15 protein-coding genes and 1 pseudogene are annotated in these 16,770 nt (G+C 70.5%); 4 read left to right on the top strand and 12 right to left on the bottom strand.

The window, feature by feature from the left end; all coding sequences use genetic code 11:
- Nucleotides 1-52 precede the first annotated feature (52 nt).
- The 7 genes from ACGFYV_RS34195 to ACGFYV_RS34165 form a co-directional block, all read right to left on the bottom strand.
- The gene (locus tag ACGFYV_RS34195) at nucleotides 53-382 is read right to left on the bottom strand and encodes a pilus assembly protein (protein WP_393882449.1); all 330 of its coding nucleotides are present in this window, start codon (nucleotides 380-382) and stop codon (nucleotides 53-55) included.
- A 151-nt stretch (nucleotides 383-533) separates the two neighbouring features.
- Nucleotides 534-1,793, bottom strand: coding sequence for a CpaE family protein (locus tag ACGFYV_RS34190; RefSeq protein ID WP_393882422.1), 1,260 nt, complete (start codon nucleotides 1,791-1,793; stop codon nucleotides 534-536).
- A 12-nt stretch (nucleotides 1,794-1,805) separates the two neighbouring features.
- The gene (cpaB, locus tag ACGFYV_RS34185) at nucleotides 1,806-2,510 is read right to left on the bottom strand and encodes a Flp pilus assembly protein CpaB (RefSeq protein ID WP_393882421.1); all 705 of its coding nucleotides are present in this window, start codon (nucleotides 2,508-2,510) and stop codon (nucleotides 1,806-1,808) included.
- 81 nt (nucleotides 2,511-2,591) lie between these two features.
- Complete coding sequence (locus ACGFYV_RS34180) at nucleotides 2,592-3,455, bottom strand: hypothetical protein (RefSeq protein WP_393882420.1); 864 nt, start codon at nucleotides 3,453-3,455, stop codon at nucleotides 2,592-2,594.
- 547 nt (nucleotides 3,456-4,002) lie between these two features.
- Nucleotides 4,003-5,406, bottom strand: a complete 1,404-nt coding sequence (locus ACGFYV_RS34175; protein ID WP_393882419.1) for a cytochrome P450 — start codon at nucleotides 5,404-5,406, stop codon at nucleotides 4,003-4,005.
- Entirely contained in the window at nucleotides 5,397-6,293 is an 897-nt protein-coding gene (locus ACGFYV_RS34170; protein ID WP_393882418.1) for a hypothetical protein, read from the bottom strand. The genes ACGFYV_RS34175 and ACGFYV_RS34170 overlap by 10 nt, the downstream gene beginning before the upstream one ends.
- Before the next feature lie 707 nt (nucleotides 6,294-7,000).
- Entirely contained in the window at nucleotides 7,001-7,414 is a 414-nt protein-coding gene (locus ACGFYV_RS34165; RefSeq protein ID WP_393882417.1) for an ATP-binding protein, read from the bottom strand.
- Between the two features lie 206 nt (nucleotides 7,415-7,620).
- On the opposite strand from ACGFYV_RS34165, the gene ACGFYV_RS34160 reads away from it, so the two are divergent.
- The 3 genes and pseudogenes from ACGFYV_RS34160 to ACGFYV_RS34150 all read left to right on the top strand — a co-directional run bounded on the left by ACGFYV_RS34160 (nucleotide 7,621) and on the right by ACGFYV_RS34150 (nucleotide 10,325).
- Nucleotides 7,621-8,472, top strand: a complete 852-nt coding sequence (locus ACGFYV_RS34160; RefSeq protein WP_393882416.1) for a helix-turn-helix transcriptional regulator — start codon at nucleotides 7,621-7,623, stop codon at nucleotides 8,470-8,472.
- Between the two features lie 8 nt (nucleotides 8,473-8,480).
- Nucleotides 8,481-8,660: pseudogene (locus ACGFYV_RS34155) on the top strand (DUF397 domain-containing protein); the annotation flags it as partial.
- A 420-nt stretch (nucleotides 8,661-9,080) separates the two neighbouring features.
- Nucleotides 9,081-10,325, top strand: coding sequence for a DUF1266 domain-containing protein (locus ACGFYV_RS34150; RefSeq protein WP_393882415.1), 1,245 nt, complete (start codon nucleotides 9,081-9,083; stop codon nucleotides 10,323-10,325).
- 130 nt (nucleotides 10,326-10,455) lie between these two features.
- On the opposite strand, the gene ACGFYV_RS34145 is transcribed toward ACGFYV_RS34150, so the two are convergent.
- From ACGFYV_RS34145 to ACGFYV_RS34125, 5 genes are all read right to left on the bottom strand, one after another.
- The gene (locus tag ACGFYV_RS34145; protein ID WP_393882414.1) at nucleotides 10,456-10,974 is read right to left on the bottom strand and encodes a hypothetical protein; all 519 of its coding nucleotides are present in this window, start codon (nucleotides 10,972-10,974) and stop codon (nucleotides 10,456-10,458) included.
- 113 nt (nucleotides 10,975-11,087) lie between these two features.
- Nucleotides 11,088-12,569 (bottom strand): GntP family permease, encoded by a 1,482-nt coding sequence (locus ACGFYV_RS34140; protein ID WP_393882413.1) that lies wholly within the window; start codon nucleotides 12,567-12,569, stop codon nucleotides 11,088-11,090.
- Between the two features lie 258 nt (nucleotides 12,570-12,827).
- The gene (locus ACGFYV_RS34135) at nucleotides 12,828-13,238 is read right to left on the bottom strand and encodes a RidA family protein (protein WP_393882412.1); all 411 of its coding nucleotides are present in this window, start codon (nucleotides 13,236-13,238) and stop codon (nucleotides 12,828-12,830) included.
- Complete coding sequence (locus ACGFYV_RS34130; protein WP_393882411.1) at nucleotides 13,235-14,008, bottom strand: IclR family transcriptional regulator; 774 nt, start codon at nucleotides 14,006-14,008, stop codon at nucleotides 13,235-13,237. The genes ACGFYV_RS34135 and ACGFYV_RS34130 overlap by 4 nt, the downstream gene beginning before the upstream one ends.
- Complete coding sequence (locus ACGFYV_RS34125; RefSeq protein ID WP_393882448.1) at nucleotides 14,005-15,096, bottom strand: sugar kinase; 1,092 nt, start codon at nucleotides 15,094-15,096, stop codon at nucleotides 14,005-14,007. The genes ACGFYV_RS34130 and ACGFYV_RS34125 overlap by 4 nt, the downstream gene beginning before the upstream one ends.
- A 228-nt stretch (nucleotides 15,097-15,324) precedes the next feature.
- Between ACGFYV_RS34125 and ACGFYV_RS34120 the strand changes: the two genes are divergently transcribed.
- Nucleotides 15,325-16,602 carry an amino acid deaminase gene (locus ACGFYV_RS34120; protein WP_393882410.1) on the top strand — a complete coding sequence of 426 codons (1,278 nt, stop codon included), beginning with the start codon at nucleotides 15,325-15,327 and terminating at the stop codon, nucleotides 16,600-16,602.
- The last annotated feature ends 168 nt before the right edge of the window (nucleotides 16,603-16,770 follow it).

Below are 16,770 nucleotides of genomic sequence, written 5' to 3'. Positions count from 1 at the left end.
CGGCGTGGACGGCACCGACGACGTTGACGGCGTTGACGGCGTTGACGGCATCTCAGTCCTTCACCTCCTCCACGGCGCCGGCGTGGCCGTGCACCGTGACGGGGAAGTCGATCGAGCCGGGGAAGAGGACGGGGACCTTCAGCGCGACGTCCGCCGTCACGTAGCCGGTGCCGCCGCACCGTTCCACCCTGGCCCCTCCCCGCCACGCCCCCGACAGGTGTTTCAGCGCGGCCTGTTCGCAGACGCCGAACCGCTCCTCCCGGTGCGCCGCCGTCCCCGCCCGCACGCCTTCGTCGGCAGCATTCCCCGCGAGCGTGTACGCGTACCCCACGAGCACGCACTGCCACATCAGCACCAGGGTCAGGACGATCAGCGGGGTCATCCCGAGGAATTCGACGGCCACTTGGCCCCGGTCGTCACGGAGGCCGCCCCGGCCGTCACGCAGGCCTCGGCCGTCACACAGGCCCCGGCCATCACGCAGGCCCCGCAGGCGTCCCCTCACCTCCCTCGCTCCCCTCAGCCCCCTCACCCCCTCACTCCTTCCGCCGCCGGAAGCCGGCCGTGCCCCGCTCGCCGCGCAGTCGTCCGCCGGCGCGGTGGGTCGCGCTCGTGCCCTCGGCCGCGCGCACCAGCCCCAGTTCCCCGGCGAGGCTCCACAGGGCCTGTTTCACCGTGCTTCTGCTGTCGAGTTCGTGCAGGCGTCCGGCGTCGACGACCCCTTGCAGTTCCTTGAAGTTGGCGGGGATCGCGGTGCGGGCCAGGGCGGTGCCGGTGATGCGCTGGACGAGGGCCGGCTGGATCTCCGTGCTGCGGGTGTTCCGGTTGACGACGACGGTCGTCTCCTCCCCCTTGCGGATCTGCAGCCGGTCCCACATGCGCACGGTCCGCTTGGCGGCGCGTACGGCGACCACGTCCGGGGTGGTCACGAGCAGTGCGGTGTCGGCGGTCTCGACGGCGGCCGCGCTCGCCGCGGTGAGCTGGGCGCCGCAGTCCACGACGACCACTTCGTAGCGGGCGCGCAGGGCGCCGATGATCTGGCGGGCGGCGCGGTCGGTGACCTCCTCGCCGCGTTCGCCCTCGGCGGGGGCGAGGAGCAGGTCGAGGCCGCTGTCGTGGCGGAAGACGGCCTCGGCGAGGATGCGCGGGGAGATGTCGGTGATGGCGGCGAGGTCGACGGCCGAGCGGCGGAACTGGACGTCCAGGTAGGAGGCGACGTCGCCGGTCTGGAGGTCGAGGTCGGCCAGTGCGGTGGTGTGCCCGGACGCCTGCGCGGCGAGCGCGAGCTGGATCGCGGTGAGGGTGGCGCCGACGCCTCCCTTGGCGCCGCTGACCGTGACGACCCTGCCGCCGGCGCCGCCGAGGACGAGCGCGCTGCCGTGTCCGAGGTGGCGGCGTACGCCGGTGGACCACTGGCCGACGGCCTGGACGCGGTGGGCGAGTTCGTCGTACGACAGCGGGAGCGGGACGAGGCCGCGGGCGCCGGAGTCCATGGCGGCGGCGAACAGGCCGGGGCTCGTGTCGGTGGTGACGAGGATGACGCCGACGGCCGGGTGGCGCAGGGCGATCTCGCGGATCAGTTCCAGCGCGGGGACGGGTCCGATGCGTTCGTGGACGACGACGACTTCGGGGAGTTCGTCGACCGATTCGGCGGCGAGCCGGGCCAGGAGGTCGACCAGTTGGGTGGAGTCGGTGACGGGCGGCTGCGGTTCGACGCCGGGGAGCTGGCCGAGCAGTGTGGTCAGGGCGCGGACGGCGTCGGGGTCCGCACCGGCCGGGAGGATTCTGGTGGGCATGCGGGCCGCCTCTCACTTGTCCGTCGCGAGTTCGTACGTGCGGTCCTTGTCCGGCACGCTGGTCTCGCTGCCCGGGGCCACCAGTGCGAGCCGGACCCGCTGGGCGAAGGACTCGGCGTAGGTGATGCGCTGGGCGTCGAGGGTGGACAGCGCGAAGGTGATCGGGACGGCCTCGGTGGGCTGCTGGTTCTTGCTGTTGTCGGGGTCGAGGGCGGTGATCCGGCCGACGTCGAGGACCCGGGCGTCGGTGACGATGATCTTCGACTGGTCGGGGTCGCCGTCCTTCTGCCCCTGGAAGGTGGCGAAGACGTTGACCCGCGACCCCGGGGTGATCTTGCCGGCGACGCCGGTGGCCGCGTCGATCATGATGGCGACCTCCTGCTGACCGGGCTGGAGGGCCGGCCGGTCGACGATCATGTCGGTCTGGAGCAGGGATCCGGCGCGCAGTGTCGTCACGGCGATCTTGCCGCGGATCTGCTGGAGGTCGGTGACGGCGTTGGCGGACAGCCACCGCCGGGGCATGTCGATCTTCTCGAACTGGCCGGTGTCCAGGGCGGTGTACGGCTTCACGTCGGACCTGACCCGGTAGGCGGTGACCTCGGGCCCGACCTTGGACTGCACGTCGTGGACGACGGAGAGCACGCCGGCGAACGCGCCGAGAGCACACAGGACCGAAAGAATCAGGAGTATCACGCCGCGGCGCTGACGGGAGTTCATGAACCGTGCAACCTCATTGGGGGAATCGGTCGAGCGGGATGTGAGTCAGTCTTCACGCAGGTCGGGCCGTGCGGGGCGCGGTCAGGCGGGCGTTCTCTGCTCCAGCGCGCGCGGGGCGGGGGGCTGGTGCGCGGGCGGTGGGGTGGCGGAGCAGAAGACGCAGCGGTCGCCGATGACGTCGAGGCCGCACCAGTGGCAGCGGGACTGCCGTACCGAGGTGACCAGTTGGTAGAGGACGGAGAGGTCGGCGAGGTGGCTGCAGTACTCGACGAGCCGCCCGGTCCCCCACCACACCGGCGACTCGGCGGGCAGCGGCGCCTCGTGCAGGCCGTGCACGTTCCACTCCGCGGCGAGGCCCGCGATCCAGTCGCTCTGCAACTGCCCCTTGGCGACGAGCATCCAGGTGCCGAACTCGGGTCCCTTGAGCGTGGCGCCGGGGGCGATCCTGACGAGCTGCGGCTCGGGGTGGGCGGCGACGGCGAACTGGCTGCCCGGTACCCACGACTTGGCGTGCTCCCGCAGCCCGACCGGCACCCGGTCGAGCCGGGCGACCGAGCCGAGGACGGCACCGGCGTGGATGTAGTGGGTGAGCAGCCGTCCCGCCGAGGCGAGCACGCCGGGGCTCAGGTCGCAGGAGGCGAGCTGGCGCAGCTGCCGGGCGAGGACGGCGACGCCGAGCGGGGGCAGTTCGGGCCGGAAGAGGGCGATCCGGTCGCTCTCTAGCAGGGAGCGCAGGGTGTGCAGCCGTCGTACGACGCTCTCCGGGGTGGCCTGCGAGCAGACGACGACCAGGTACCCGTGCTGCTCGGTCAGGGTGTGGAGTTCGGCGAGGGTCTGCTCCAGCGGTCGCTGGTCGAGGTCGCGCAGCACGACGCCGGGCATGGTCCGGTCGTCCTGCGCCGGCAGCGCCATGTCGGCACTCGTCACGGCGACGGCAGTTGGCACGCGCAGCTCCCCGCTCTTCACACCCTCCGGCCCACCGGTGTGCACTCCAATGCGCCAGGACGACTTCATTGCGTGACTACGTGAGCACTGTATCCACGGCCCATTGACCGGAGAACAGCGTTTGTGAAGCTCTTATGGAAGCCTTCGGTCACAACTCCCGGCAAACCTGGACAGGTTGAGCGCGACGCCGGAAACAACCTTGGCCTGGACCTCTTGACGCCCTGAGGAGCCCGAGCACGGCGTGCGGGACCGGGTGGAGCTGTGCCGGGCCCTGGTGGTCTCAGCCGCCCAGCACCAGAGGGCCCTCGCCCGCGAGGTGATGGCCGACACACCTCTGCCCCGGTGATCACATATACCCGCCGGCACCTGGCCGGTCCCGGTCTGGGCGTTGAGTCCATCGCCGGCAGCGGATCATCGACAAGCGGCTGGAAGGGGCGCGCCGCCCGGCGCTTCCCGAGGCGGCCACCCCCCATCGTCTCCGTCGGTCGTGCCCAGGGGGTGTCCAGCCACGTGCACGGCACCCGCCGTTTCGGTGCAGGCGACGGTCTCAGCCCGACCGACTGGCGCCGCCCGGGCCACTCGCAGTGCCGCGCACCGGTTCTTCGGGGGCCGGAGGCGTCGGCAATGTGCGACGTGAGGGGCGCTGGAGCCGCAGCATCAACCGGTCCGGATGGATCACGGCCAGCGGCACCGGCCGCACGGGGCGGTCCTCGGCCGGGCGCAGGCTCCAGTCCTTGAGGATCACCGCAAGGATGAGCAACATCTCGGTCATGGCCAGGTCGTCCCCGATGCACTTGCGGGTGCCTGCGCCGAAGGGGATCCACGCGTTCCGCTGCGGGAGTTCCTGAGCGGACCAGCGTTCGGGGCGGAAGGCGAGCGGGTCCGGGAAGAGGCCAGGGTCGCGGTGCAGGGTGGCCAGGCTGTACGCGAATTCAGTGCCCGCCGGATGGTCCGTACCGGCGATGCGTACGGGGGCGACACTGCGGCGGGTCAGGAACCATACCGGGTGGTGAAGCCGCAGCGACTCGTGGAGGGCGTCCGTCAGCCGGGGCAGGTCCGGCAGGTCGGCGACTGTCGGCAGCCGGCCGCCCAGCGTGCGGTCGAGTTCGTCCCGGATCGCGGCCTCGGCAGCCGGGTTGCGGGAGAGGGCGTGCAGGAACCAGCTCATGGTGGCGGTGGTGCTGTCGCTGCCTGTCAGCAGCAGAGTGACAATCTGATCGATGATCAGCTCGTCCGCCAGCGGTCGGCCGTCCTCGTCCCGCGCGGCCAGCAGGCCGGAGAGCACGTCGTCGTGGGCGCCGTCGCCGCGCCGGTAGTCGTCGAGGGTGCGGCCGACGGCGGCGCGCAGGTCGGCTGCGGCACGGTCGTAGCGGCGGGTCGCCGGGGTGGGGATCCGATTGAGGAACTCGGCGGGCATCAGGGTGCGGCGCATCACCCCCCGGATCAGCAGCGGCAGCGAGCGGTGCATCTGCTGGGCCACGTCCTCGGTGCCGTCGGCGGCGATCATGATGCCGCCCATCACGAGGACCGTGATGCGCCGCAGTTCCGCCCGCATGTCCAGGATCTGCCCCTCCTGATACCCGGCGGTCTGCTCGGCCGCTTTGCGTGCGATCGCCGGTGCGTAGCGTGCCACTGCCTGGCGCTGGAAGGCGGGCTGCAGCGTCCGGCGCTGACTGCGGTGCTCGGATCTGGGGCAGGTGAGCACGCCGTTACCGAGGAACGGCCCGAGGTTGTCGAACATCGGCCCCTTGTCGAAGTGCTCACCTTGGGTCACCAGCACCTCGTGGATCGCCTGCGGCGAGTTCAGCACGTACAGGCGCCGTCGGCCGACGGCCACCTCGACGACCTCGCCCACCTCGCGCAGGGTCTGCAGGTAGGCGGTGCGCCGAAGGGCGAGCGGCAGGGCGTTGCCGAGCAACGGGAGGCGGTGGGGGGCTTGGGCTACTCGCATATGGCGGTTCCTCGATAGCGGCTGGACTCCAAGTGCCAGCGGTGGCTGCCGGTGATCCAGCGGTGCGCGCCCTCGGCGAACAACGCGGCCGGACCGTTGGGTTCGGCGGTGCGCAGCAGGAGGTGGCGGCGGTGGAAGTCTCCGGTGCGTTCAGTGATCATCTGCTCCGCGAGCGCCAGCGCCGCAGATCGGGTGAGGCCGCGCTCGTCCTCGATTACCGCGACGAGGTTGTTGCGCTCACCGCAGGCGGTCTCCTTGTCGTACGAGAGCACGTCGTTGGTCCAGCAGATGACGTCGTTCGCTGCCTGGCGTAACTCCCGAACTGCGGACAAGTCGGCCAGGGCGGGGGTGAGACGGGCCCGGGAGTCGAGTTCCAACAGGTCCAGGCAGGTTTCCACGGCTCCGCTGTCGCGCCGCAGTTCGACGTAGGAGGTCATCGACGGTGCCCGCCCGCCCCGGGCCTGGGCCGCCTCTGTGTGGTAGCTGCGGACGTATGCCTCGACGTGGCCGCGGAATCGGTGGCGCAGGTGGCCGGGCATCGCGGCGGCCAGCTCGGGCCAGAGTCCGGCCAGTGCCATGGTGAACGGTGATCCGGGTGCGGGAGTGGGTTCCAGGGGGTCGGCCGGCATGAACCGCAGCACACCTTCTGCGGTATCGGAGGCCTCGCCGCCGTCCTCGTCGAAGTGGTCGTCAAGCATGAACAGCCAGGACAGCCAACGCGCTTGGAGCGTGAGCTGCGGGCCTCTCCCGTAGACCAGCTCCGCCAGCCTGCCGAACCCGGCAGCGGTGAACCTCTGCTCGGCCTGTTCGTCCGTCAGCAGGCCGGACGAGCGAGCCCAGGCCGTCAACTCCCAGTCCGGTCCGGGCTGTCGAGGTAACTCCGCCATCCTGTCGACCGGCTCGACTGCGGCGATTGTCGTCGCCGGTTCCCCTGTTCCCGTCGGGTGCGCGCATGGCGCGGCTCCACCCATTTTTTTCTCCTGCTCCGGCTGGTAACGGCGAGATACGACGAGGTCAGAGTAACTTTGCCGCACCGTCATCCACGCACTCCAGACCGCAGGGGATTTGACTGTGAGTGCACGGCCGGCGCGTTCTCCGGCACCGGGGGGGCAAGCAGCCTTCACCGTGGGACAGGGCGGAACAATAACGGCCAATCCATGTGTCCACCGCCCGGATACGGTCCTTCTGGACAGAAAGACGGAGACCTGCCGCCGTCCGTAGATCCCGGGGAGAACAACAGATGCGCCCACACCTCATCGGTCACGAGCACCGCCCGCTGTGCCCACGTCTCGAGTTGATCCAGGTCCGGGCAAGCGCTCACACGGTCGCGGACAGCTTCTGTCACGGGGACGCCGCGTGACCTGAGAATGAGGAAGACCAGTTCCCAGAGCTTCTGGCGTCCTTGCTCCAGCCCCTCCTCAAGTCCTTGCCCCAGCCCCTGCTCCAGCCCTTCCGAGCGCCCTTCTTCTCGTACCTGCTCGGCCAGTTGGTGTCGCCAGAAGTACTGGGTCGCTGTCATCAGGTCCCTCCAGATCTGCTTCGCCTGAGGGCCGGTCAGGCACGAGTCGATGAACTGGACGACTTGATCAACGAGCTACGCGGCGTCAAGTTCGCACCACACGAACTTCCCCCGCTTCCCGAACCGGGCCGACGGCTGCCAGCCCCACACCTCCGCACACGCCCGGACCAGTGCGAGGCCCCGCCCTTCCTCCTCCAGTTCCGCGACGTGGTCGAGTGGCCGTGGCGGTTCAGGTGGTGCGGGGTCCGTGTCCCAGGCGCCGATCCAGATCACCCCCTCCCCCGTCCGGCGGACACGGAGGGCGGCCGGCCCCTTGGTGTGGCGTACGGCATTGGCCACCAGCTCCGTTGCCAGGAGTTCCGCCGTGTCGACCAGTCCGATCAGGCCGTGCAGCGTCAGGATCAGGCGCAGGGTGCGGCGGCATACCGTGACGGCTCTGAGGTCGTTGGGGATGTAGAGGGTGTAGTCCCAGGTCTCGTTCTCGGGCATGCGTCAGCAACTCCGTTGGCGTGAGGGGGGTTCGCGTGCGGTGGCGTTGCCGCGGCTGCCAGGGCGCGGCAGGGCGGTGCACTTCCGCTGTGTGTGCGTTGCGTCACCGACAGTAGGGCCACAATTTGGGACCCTGCAAGTCGTTCCCGTAATCTGCCCCTCGAACGGGGTGCTGCCCCACAGTGGTTGGACGCAAGGAGGAAGGCATGGCGCGCAGGAAAGAGCCCACCGCACGCCAGCTGCGGCTCGGTGTCGAGCTGCGCAAACTCCGTGAGGCCGCAGGGCTCAAGGGGCGAGAGGCCGCCGCGCGGCTCGGGACCGACTCGGCTCAGATGAGTCAGATCGAGTTCGGTACGGCGGGTGTCAGCGGAGAGCGGGTTCGGCGACTTGCCGCGCACTACGCCTGCGAGGACGTCGAGTTGATCGAAGCTCTGGTCACGATGGCCACCGATCGCACGTGCGGCTGGTGGGAGGAGTACCGGGGCTCGCTGCCCAACTCGTTCCTGGACCTCTCAGAGCTGGAACACCATGCAAGTCACCGGTGGGACGTGGATTTCCTGCACGTTCCTGGCCTGCTGCAGACCAGGGACTACGCTCGCGCCCTCTTCTCGTACGTGAACCCTGGCTTCCCCGAGCCCGAGCTGGAGTGCCGGGTGGAGCACCGCATGAGGCGGAGAGCCATCATCGAGCGCCCCGATCCGATCCCGTACGACGCGGTGATCCATGAAGCGGCGCTGCGTATCCGGGTCGGTGAGCGTGCCGCGGCGCGGGCTCAGCTCGCGCGCATCCTGGAACTGTCCGAAGCCGAACATGTCACCGTACGCGTCGTCCCGTTCGATCTGGACGGCTTCGCGGGCGCGGGGAGCGCCATGGTGTACGCGAACGGTCCCGTTCCCGAGCTGGACACCGTGGTGCGTGACGGTCCACACGGCACCGTCTTCATTGACGCCGAAGCTCAACTCGGGCAATTTCGAACGCTCTTCCATAGAGTGGAAGCGGTGTCGTTCGGGCCCGAGCGCTCGCGTGACTTCATCCATCAGCTGACCAAGGAGCTGTGAGGCGGACCATGCCCGTCCCCGACACATGGCAGAAGTCGTCCTACTCAGGCGGCGGCGACGGCAATGCCTGTGTAGAGGTCGCCGACCGTCGGACCCACATAGCCATCCGTGACTCGAAGGCCCCCGCCCGAGCCACCCTGACCTTCCCCGCCACCGCCTTCGCGCCCTTCCTCGCGGCCCTGAAGCAAACCGTCGACGCGGAATTGCAGATCCACTCGGTGGAGAGGCAAAGCCCGGGGGCCGCGACATGCATCGTTCGATGCGTGGGCGGGGTCGCACGTGCAGGACAGCGGTTCGGCGTCGGGGCGGGCGGCGGCACGGGAGGAGACGCGCCCACGATGGCCCTTGAGGAGATCCTGCTCTACGAGCGGCCCGTGGACTTCGTTGATCCGCCCCACAGCGCCAAAGTCCAACTGGCGGGCGAGGCTGTCCGCATGCTCGGGCCAGGCCGGATCATCACCTCTGTGGGAGCCGGGGCCCAGCCCCTCTGAAACAGCCTTAGGCGCCTCGCCTACCATGACCAGGCAAGTCACGTTGCCGCAGACGGCCGTACGTTGAAGAGGGCAGACATGTCGTTCGGTCCGCCACCCGCAGGGTTCGGGCCTGCGATGCCGCCGGCCTCCACGCCGCCGTCGGGGTGGGCGCCGCCCGTCTGGACTCCGCCCGGTGAGATCGAGCGGGCGTTGGCGGAGGCGAAGGCGCGGGAGGACTGGGCCGCGTACTTCGGCGTGCTCGCGGACACTCGGCTGTACTTCGAGGTTCGGCGGGACGGGGCCGATGCCGAGCCGAGCAGGACGATTCCGGTGTTCGGGCACGATCCCCGGGTCGTCGGCGGGCGGATCTGGGCCGTGTACACGGAGGGGATGCTGCCGGTGCCGGACCCGCAAAGGGTGCTGGACTGGCAGCCCCTCGGGTGGTTCGCGCGAGTGTGGGCGCCGAGCGATCCGGCCATGATCGTGGTGAATCCGGGCACTCCGTGCGAGGCGTTCCTGCCCTCCGCCCCGCCGCACTCCGCCGCGTGGTCGCAGTACCGGGCGGAACGTCCGCTGAACCGGACGCGGGTGAGCACGCTGCGGGTCGGCGGGCCTCTGGAGGGACCCGTCGCGCAGGGACTCGCCTGTGGCGCGCTGCTGGTCGTACGGCACGGGTTGCCCTGGAACTCGATGGCGTATCACGGCAACGGCTATCCGATGGAACGCAAGACACTGCGGGAGTGGTGGGGGGTCACGAGCCGGGAGAAGTGGCAGGTACAGCAGAGTGCCCTGCTCGATCCCGAAGGGGGCAACCCTGTCTGGGAGTTCGCTCTCGGTCTGCGGCGCACCATCGCACGGGACTTCGGCGGCCACGTCGACACCGCCTACTGGCGGGACGCGGTCGCCCGGGTGCTGCGCGACCGCTCGGAGGGCGAGACCGTCATCACGCCGGACGGGGTCACCACGACGCCCACCGTGCCGGAGGCGGAGACCGAGGCGCGGATCAAGGGCGTTCAGCATCTCGTCGGGCGCATCACCCGGTACGAGGCCCGGTTCCGCGCCGACGGCATTCTCGACGAGAACCGGTACGTCAGTTCCGTGGACGCCTGGAACTTCGGGCGGGCCTCCGGCATGGCCCGCTGGGGGCTCGGCTCCCGGTACTGCTCGCTGCAGGAGGCCGAGAACGCCGTCGTGGAGGCGGGGCGTGCTTCCGCGCGGTCGTACAAGTCGTGGCAGGACTTCGCCGCCGGGTACATCCTCGGGCGCTGTCTCCACTTCGACGACGAGGAGTTCGGGAACTGGTACACGGAGATGGTGGACGTCCACCGGGTCCTGATGTCCGAGCCCGACAGTCCCTGGCTCACCGTTCCCTTCAAGTAGGAGAACGGCGCCGGGAGGAGAGCGGCGCGAGGCGGAGAACGGTGCGAGGAAGAAAAAGCCCCGGCCGCGGTGCCGGGCCGTCAGAGACGGGGCTCGGCGCACGCAGCCGGGGTTCGGGGTTCCGCTTCGGTCAGTCGGTCTCGAAGTAGGCGTCCAGCACCGCGTCCAGCTGTGACTCCCACTCCTTGAAGCTCGCCCTGGCCGTCGCCTCGATCTCTATCGGGAACCAGCGACGGTCGGGCGTGTGCACCGTGACGGTGAAACGCTTGCCGAAGCGGGGGGACTCCGTCTCGACCGCGGCGATCTCGCTCCAGAGGAACTCGCAGGCCTCCTCGTCCAGGCTGAGACGGACCCCCTCACGGTCCGCGACGATCTTCGCCCGGCGGTCGGAGGCCTCGAACACGGGTCCTCCGTCCTGGTCTTCGGAGGCCCCGGAGGCGTCGGCGGCGCCGGAAGCTCCAGAGGCCTCCGAGGCTTTGACTTCGTCCTTGGACGCGTCCGTCGACTCCGTCGGCTCCGCGTCCCGCGGTTCGTCCGCCGCCGTGGTCGTCGGTGCGGTGATTCCCGGGATGAAGGCCGGGTCGAATCCGGCGCCCGTGACGGGCTCGCCCTTCACCGGCTGGCTGTTCGATCCTATGCGCTGCTCCACGGCGGCAGTATGGACGACTTTGCTGTGCCGGAACCAGTCAGCCCGCCCACGAACCCCCGCACGGCCCCTACCCGACCGGGCTCGGCGCGCCTACCCGAACAGGCTCAGCACGCCTATACGAACAGACTCACCACGCCGGCGACCGCGAAGCCCGCCACCGACAGCACCGACTCCAGGACCGTCCACGTCTTCAGGGTGTCGCGCTCCGTGATGCCGAAGTACTTGGCCACCATCCAGAAGCCGCCGTCGTTGACGTGCGAGGCGAAGATCGAGCCGGCGGAGATGGCCATGATGACCAGGGCGACGAAGGCCTGCGAGTAGTGCCCCTCCGTCAGCAGCGTGGCCACGATGCCCGCCGTCGTCACGATGGCGACCGTGGCCGAGCCCTGGGCGACCCGCAGCACCAGCGAGATCAGGTACGCCAGGACGATCACCGGCAGGCCCACGCCGTGGAACGTGTCCGACAGGGCCTGGGCGACACCGCTCGCCTTGAGGACGGCGCCGAAGACCCCGCCCGCGCCGACGACCAGCAGGATGTTGGCGACCGGCTTGAGGGACGAGGTCGACACCGTCTCCAGGGACTTGCGGGACCAGCCGCGCCGGATGCCGAGGAGGTAGTAGGCGAGGAACAGGGCGATGGTGAGGGCGACGAAGGGGCTGCCGAAGAACTCCAGCACCGAGCGGCCCGGGGACGGGTCCAGGGCGATGGAGGAGAAGGTGGCGGCCAGGATGAGGATCAGCGGCGTACCGATGATGGCGAGGACGGTGCCGAGCGGGACCGGGCTCTCCTGCGGCTGCACGCCGGCCTTGCGCTGCTCCTCGGCCACCGCCCGCTTGGCCTCGTCGGCCGCCTCGACCATGTCCTGCGGTACGGCGACGAAGATCCGCTTTCCGACCCAGGCGGCGTACGCCCAGGCGGCGAGGACGGCGGGGATGCCGCAGACGATGCCCATGAGGATGACCCAGCCGAGCTGGACGTGCAGGAGGCCGGCGGCGGCGACCGGGCCGGGGTGCGGGGGCAGGAAGGCGTGGGTCATGGACAGGCCCGCCAGCAGGGGCAGGCAGTACAGCAGGATCGACTTGCCGCCGCGCTTCGCCGCCGCGTAGACGATCGGCGCGAGGACGAAGATGCCGACGTCGAAGAAGACCGGGATACCGAAGATCAGGCCGGTCAGGCCCATGGCGAGGGGCGCGCGGCGCTCGCCGAACAACCCCAGCAGACGCGAGGCCAGTACCTCGGCGCCCCCGCTGACCTCAAGGATCGCACCCAGCATCGTGCCGAGGCCGATGATGATCGCGACGTGGCCGAGGATGCCGCCCATGCCGGACTCGATGGTGGAGACGGCGTCCGAGCGCTGCACGGTGCCGAAGAGTTCCGTGACCGAGAGGCCGGAGAGCAGGCCGACGGCTATGGAGACGACGAGCAGGGCGACGAAGGGCTGCAGCCGGGCCTTGATGATCAGGAAGAGCAGGAACGCTATGCCGATGCCGGCGACCGTGAGGAGTCCTGCGGTGCCGTCGAGGAGGAGGAGCAGGCCTCCGGTGTGGGGTGGCGCGGCCGGGGCGGGGGCGGGAGCGGCGAGCGGGAGGGTCACGAGGGGGTCCTCTGGGTAAGGGCATGGTGCTTTCGGGCAGGGGGGATCGCGGCACGGCACCCCGGAGGGCGCCGTGCCGTGCGTGTGCGAGTGCGTCGTAGGCGTGCGTGTGCGAGTGCGTCGTAGGCGTGCGTGTGCGAGTGCGTCGTAGGCGTGCGTGTGCGCGTGTGCGTGTGCGTGTGCGTGTGCGTGCCTAAGCGTGTGCTTGCGCTTGCGCTTGCGCGTATACCTTTGTGCGCTACGCGAGTTGAGTGGGCGTCAGCCGAGGACGGCGAGCGCGTCGATCTCGATGAGGAGGCCGGCCGGCAGGCCGACGTAAACCGTCGTGCGGGCGGCGGGCGGGGCGGTGAGGCCCTGCTCCTCGAAGTAGGCGTTGTAGATCTCGTTCATCTCGGCGAAGTGGTCGACGTCCGTGAGGTAGACGCGGACCATCATCACGTCGTCCCAGCTCGCGCCGCCCTCTTCGAGGATCGCCTTGACGTTGGCGAAGGTCTGGAGGGTCTGCTCGCGCAGGTTGGGGCCGACGGGCGTGGGGGGCTTGCCCTCCTCGGCGGGCAGGAAGCCGACCTGGCCGGCGACCTGGAGGATGTTGCCCTTCCGCACGCCGTGGGAGAACTTCGCCGGCGGGGTGGTGTGGGCCTTCGGGGTGAGCGCGATCTTGTCGGTCATACGGGGTCCTCCGTGGGGGCCTTCACTGGGGTTCTTCCGGAGTACTCGCCGCTGATCGCGTCCGCGGTACGGCGGACCTGCGGGAGCAGGGTGAGGAGTTCGTCGGCGGTGACGACGACGTTCGGCGCGGAGACCGACATCGCGGCGACCACGCGGCCGTCGGCGCCGCGGATGGGGGCCGCGACGCAGTTGATGGACTCCTCGTGGCCGCCGAGGTCGGTGGCCCAGCCCTGTTCGCGCACCTTCTCCAACTCCCGCACGAACGCTGCGGCGTTGGGGGTGGAACGGGCCGTGTACATGGGGTAGTCGAGCTTGTCCGCGATGGCGCGGCGCTCGTGTTCGGACAGGTCGGCGAGGAGGAGCTTGGCGACGGCGGCGACGGTGATGGCGACCGGCTTGCCGATCCGCGAGTACATCCGCACCGGGTAGCGGCTCTCCACCTTGTCGATGTAGAGGACCTCGCCCTCCTCGTACACGGCGAGGTGCACGGTGTGGCCGCAGCTCTCGTTCAGCCGGGCCAGGTGGGGGTGGGCGATCTCGCGGATGTCGAGGTTCTCCATCGCCTCCTGCGCGAGGGCGAAGAGGCGGGCGCCGAGGCGGTAGCGCTGGTCGGACTGGCGGTAGACCAGGCCGTGTTCGTGCAGCGTGCGCAGCAGGCGCAGCGCCGTGGACTTGTGGACGCCGAGCCGGTCGGCGACCTGCCCGAGGTCCGCGGGGCCCTCCGCGAGCAACGGCAGGATGCTCAGGGCGCGGTCGACGGTCTGACTCATGGGGTGGTCGCCTCCTCCGTGGCCTGCTCGGCCGTGGCGCGCCCGGCCTGTGTCCAGCCGGGGCCGAGTCGAAGTCTCCCCCATGCGTCGTCGTCCAGGGCGGTCAGGCGGTCGGCGTGGCTCCGGGAGGGAGGCAGGCCGAGGTCGCCGGGGGTGGTGAGGGTGGCGGCGGCCGTGAGGTGGCCGTGCCGGAGGCGGTCGCGCATCGGGAGTTCCCGGAGGGTGGCGGAGAGGAATCCGGCGGCGAAGGCGTCACCGGCTCCGATGTGGGCGACGACGTCCACCTTCGGGGCGCGGACGGGCGTGGCCGTACCGTCGGCGTCCTCCATGCCCTCGGTGTCCTTGTCGAAGGCGGTCGCTCCGCCCTTGCCCTGCTTGACGACGACGATCCCCGGCTCGGGCAGCGCCTCGACGATGGACGACGCGCCGTGCAGCCCCCAGGCGTCGCGTGCCTCGTCCGCGCCCACGAACACGATGTCGGCGCGCCGTGCCAGTTCCAGCAGGACCCGCGGCCCGTCGGCGTCGCGCCACAGGCCGGGGCGGTAGTTGACGTCGAAGGAGATCAGGGGGCGGCCGGGGCCGGGTGCCGTCAGCTCGCGCACCAGCTCCAGGCAGTCCGGGGACAGCGCGGCGGTGATGCCCGACAGGTGCAGGATCCGGCAGGCCCGTGCCGCTGCCAGGTCCACGCTGTCCACGGCCATCGCGGAGGCGGCCGAGCCGGCGCGGTAGTACGCCACCTCGTGGGCGTCGGTCGCGCGGTCGGCGGCGGTGCGGAAGTAGATGCCGGTGGGGCGGGTCGCGTCGCGGCGGACGCGGGTGACGTCGACGCCGTACGCGCCGATCGCCTCGACCAGGTGGTCCCCGAAGCCGTCGGCGCCCACCCGGCTCACCCAGCGCGTCGTGTGCCCGGCGGCGGCCAGGGCGCAGGCCACGTTGGACTCGGCTCCGCCGATGGCCCGGTCGAAGGAGGGCACGTCGGCGAGGCGGCCGGAGCGGGTGGGAAGGAAGGTGACCATGGACTCGCCGAGCGCGACGACATCCACCGCGTCCACCGCATCCACGACATCCACCGAGTCCGACACGTCCACCGCATTCGCCACGCCCACGGCATCCACCTCGCCCACGACATCCGCGGTGTTCACGGTGTCGGGTTCGGCGCTGAGATGTCCGTCGGCGGTCACGATGGTGGTGGCTCCTCGTCCAGTGCCGGGGCGGCGGTTCCGTTGACCCCGTGTTGGCCGAGATGTTAGACAGCAGTAAGCGATATACGCAACGGACGTTGCACATGACGCAACGCACCAGACCAGGAGGTCCGCATGGCCAGCGACACCGGCACCGAAGCGCTCGCGCGTCTCGCCGAGGAACGGGTGGACCACCGTTTCAAGGGCCTCCCGCCGGACGCCGCGGGCCTGACCGTCGCCGAGCTGACCGCCGAGCGCCGCAACCTCTTCACCGACGGCTTCACCACCCCCGTCCTCGCCCTGTCCGCCGAGCGCCTGGAGCACAACCTCGCGCTCATGGAGACGTACACGACACGTCACGGCCTCGCCTTCGCCCCGCACGGCAAGACCTCGATGGCCCCGCAGCTCTTCCAGCGCCAGATCGAGCACGGCGCCTGGGGCATCACGCTCGCGGTGCCGCACCAGGTGTGGGTGGCCCGCGCCTTCGGCATCCGGCGGATCTTCCTGGCCAACGAACTGGTGGACCCGGCCGCGCTGCGCCGCATCGCCGCCGACCTGGCCGCCGACCCCGGCTCCCGTTTCATCTGCTACGTCGACTCCGTGCGCGGCGTCGAGCTGATGGACGCGGCCCTGAGCGGCGCCGTCCGTCCCGTGGACGTCGTGGTGGAGCTGGCCGGCGGCGAGGGCGCCCGTACCGGTGTCCGCACGGAGGCGCAGTGCGCGGCCGTCGCCGACGCCGTGGCCGCCGCGGAGCACCTGCGGCTGGTCGGCGTCGCCGGGTACGAGGGCGAGGTGCCGCAGGCCGACACCGAGCGGGTGACGGCGTACCTGCGCCGGCTCGTCTCGATCGCCGCCGCCTTCGACAAGGACGGCCGGTTCGCGGGGACGGACGAGATCGTGGTGAGCGCGGGCGGCAGCGCCTGGTTCGACGCGGTCGCCGACGTCTTCGCGGAGATCCCCGAACTGTCCCGGCCGGTGCTGAAGCTGCTCCGCTCGGGCGCGTACGTCTCGCACGACGACGTGCACTACAGCAAGCTCACCCCGTTCAACCGGGTGCCCGAGGAGGGCGCGCTGGAGCCGGCGTTCCGGCTGTGGGCCCAGGTGGTCTCCCGCCCCTCCCCCGAGCAGGCCTTCGTCAACGCGGGCAAGCGGGACGCCGCCTACGACCTCGACCGCCCGGTGGCCCACGTGGTGCGCCGGGACGGCAGCGAGCGCCCGGCGGCCGGCATCGAGGTGACCGCCCTGTCCGACCAGCACCTGTGGCTGGCCACCGGCCCGGAGGCGGACGTCGAGGTCGGCGACTGGGTCGGCTTCGGCCTGTCCCACCCGTGCACGTCCTTCGACAAGTGGCAGCTGATCCCGGTGGCCGAGGCCGACGGGACGGTCGTCGAGTACATCCGCACGTTCTTCTAGTCCGTACGTTCCCCAAGTCCGTCTTCCAATCCGTCCTCTAACTGATCGTTTCAGAATGAGTTGCGCTGCGGGCCTTGTGCTCGACGATCTTGGTCGGCAGGGTGTCCGGAGTGCGTGCTGATCTTGTTCCTGACGACCTGTGGGAGCGGGTGGCCCCGCTGCTGCCGC

The sequence above is a fragment of the Streptomyces sp. NPDC048297 genome, assembly GCF_043201585.1.
Taxonomy (GTDB): domain Bacteria; phylum Actinomycetota; class Actinomycetes; order Streptomycetales; family Streptomycetaceae; genus Streptomyces.
The sequence above is the reverse complement of the archived record's forward strand: the minus strand, read 5'-3'. Positions and strand labels throughout refer to the sequence as shown.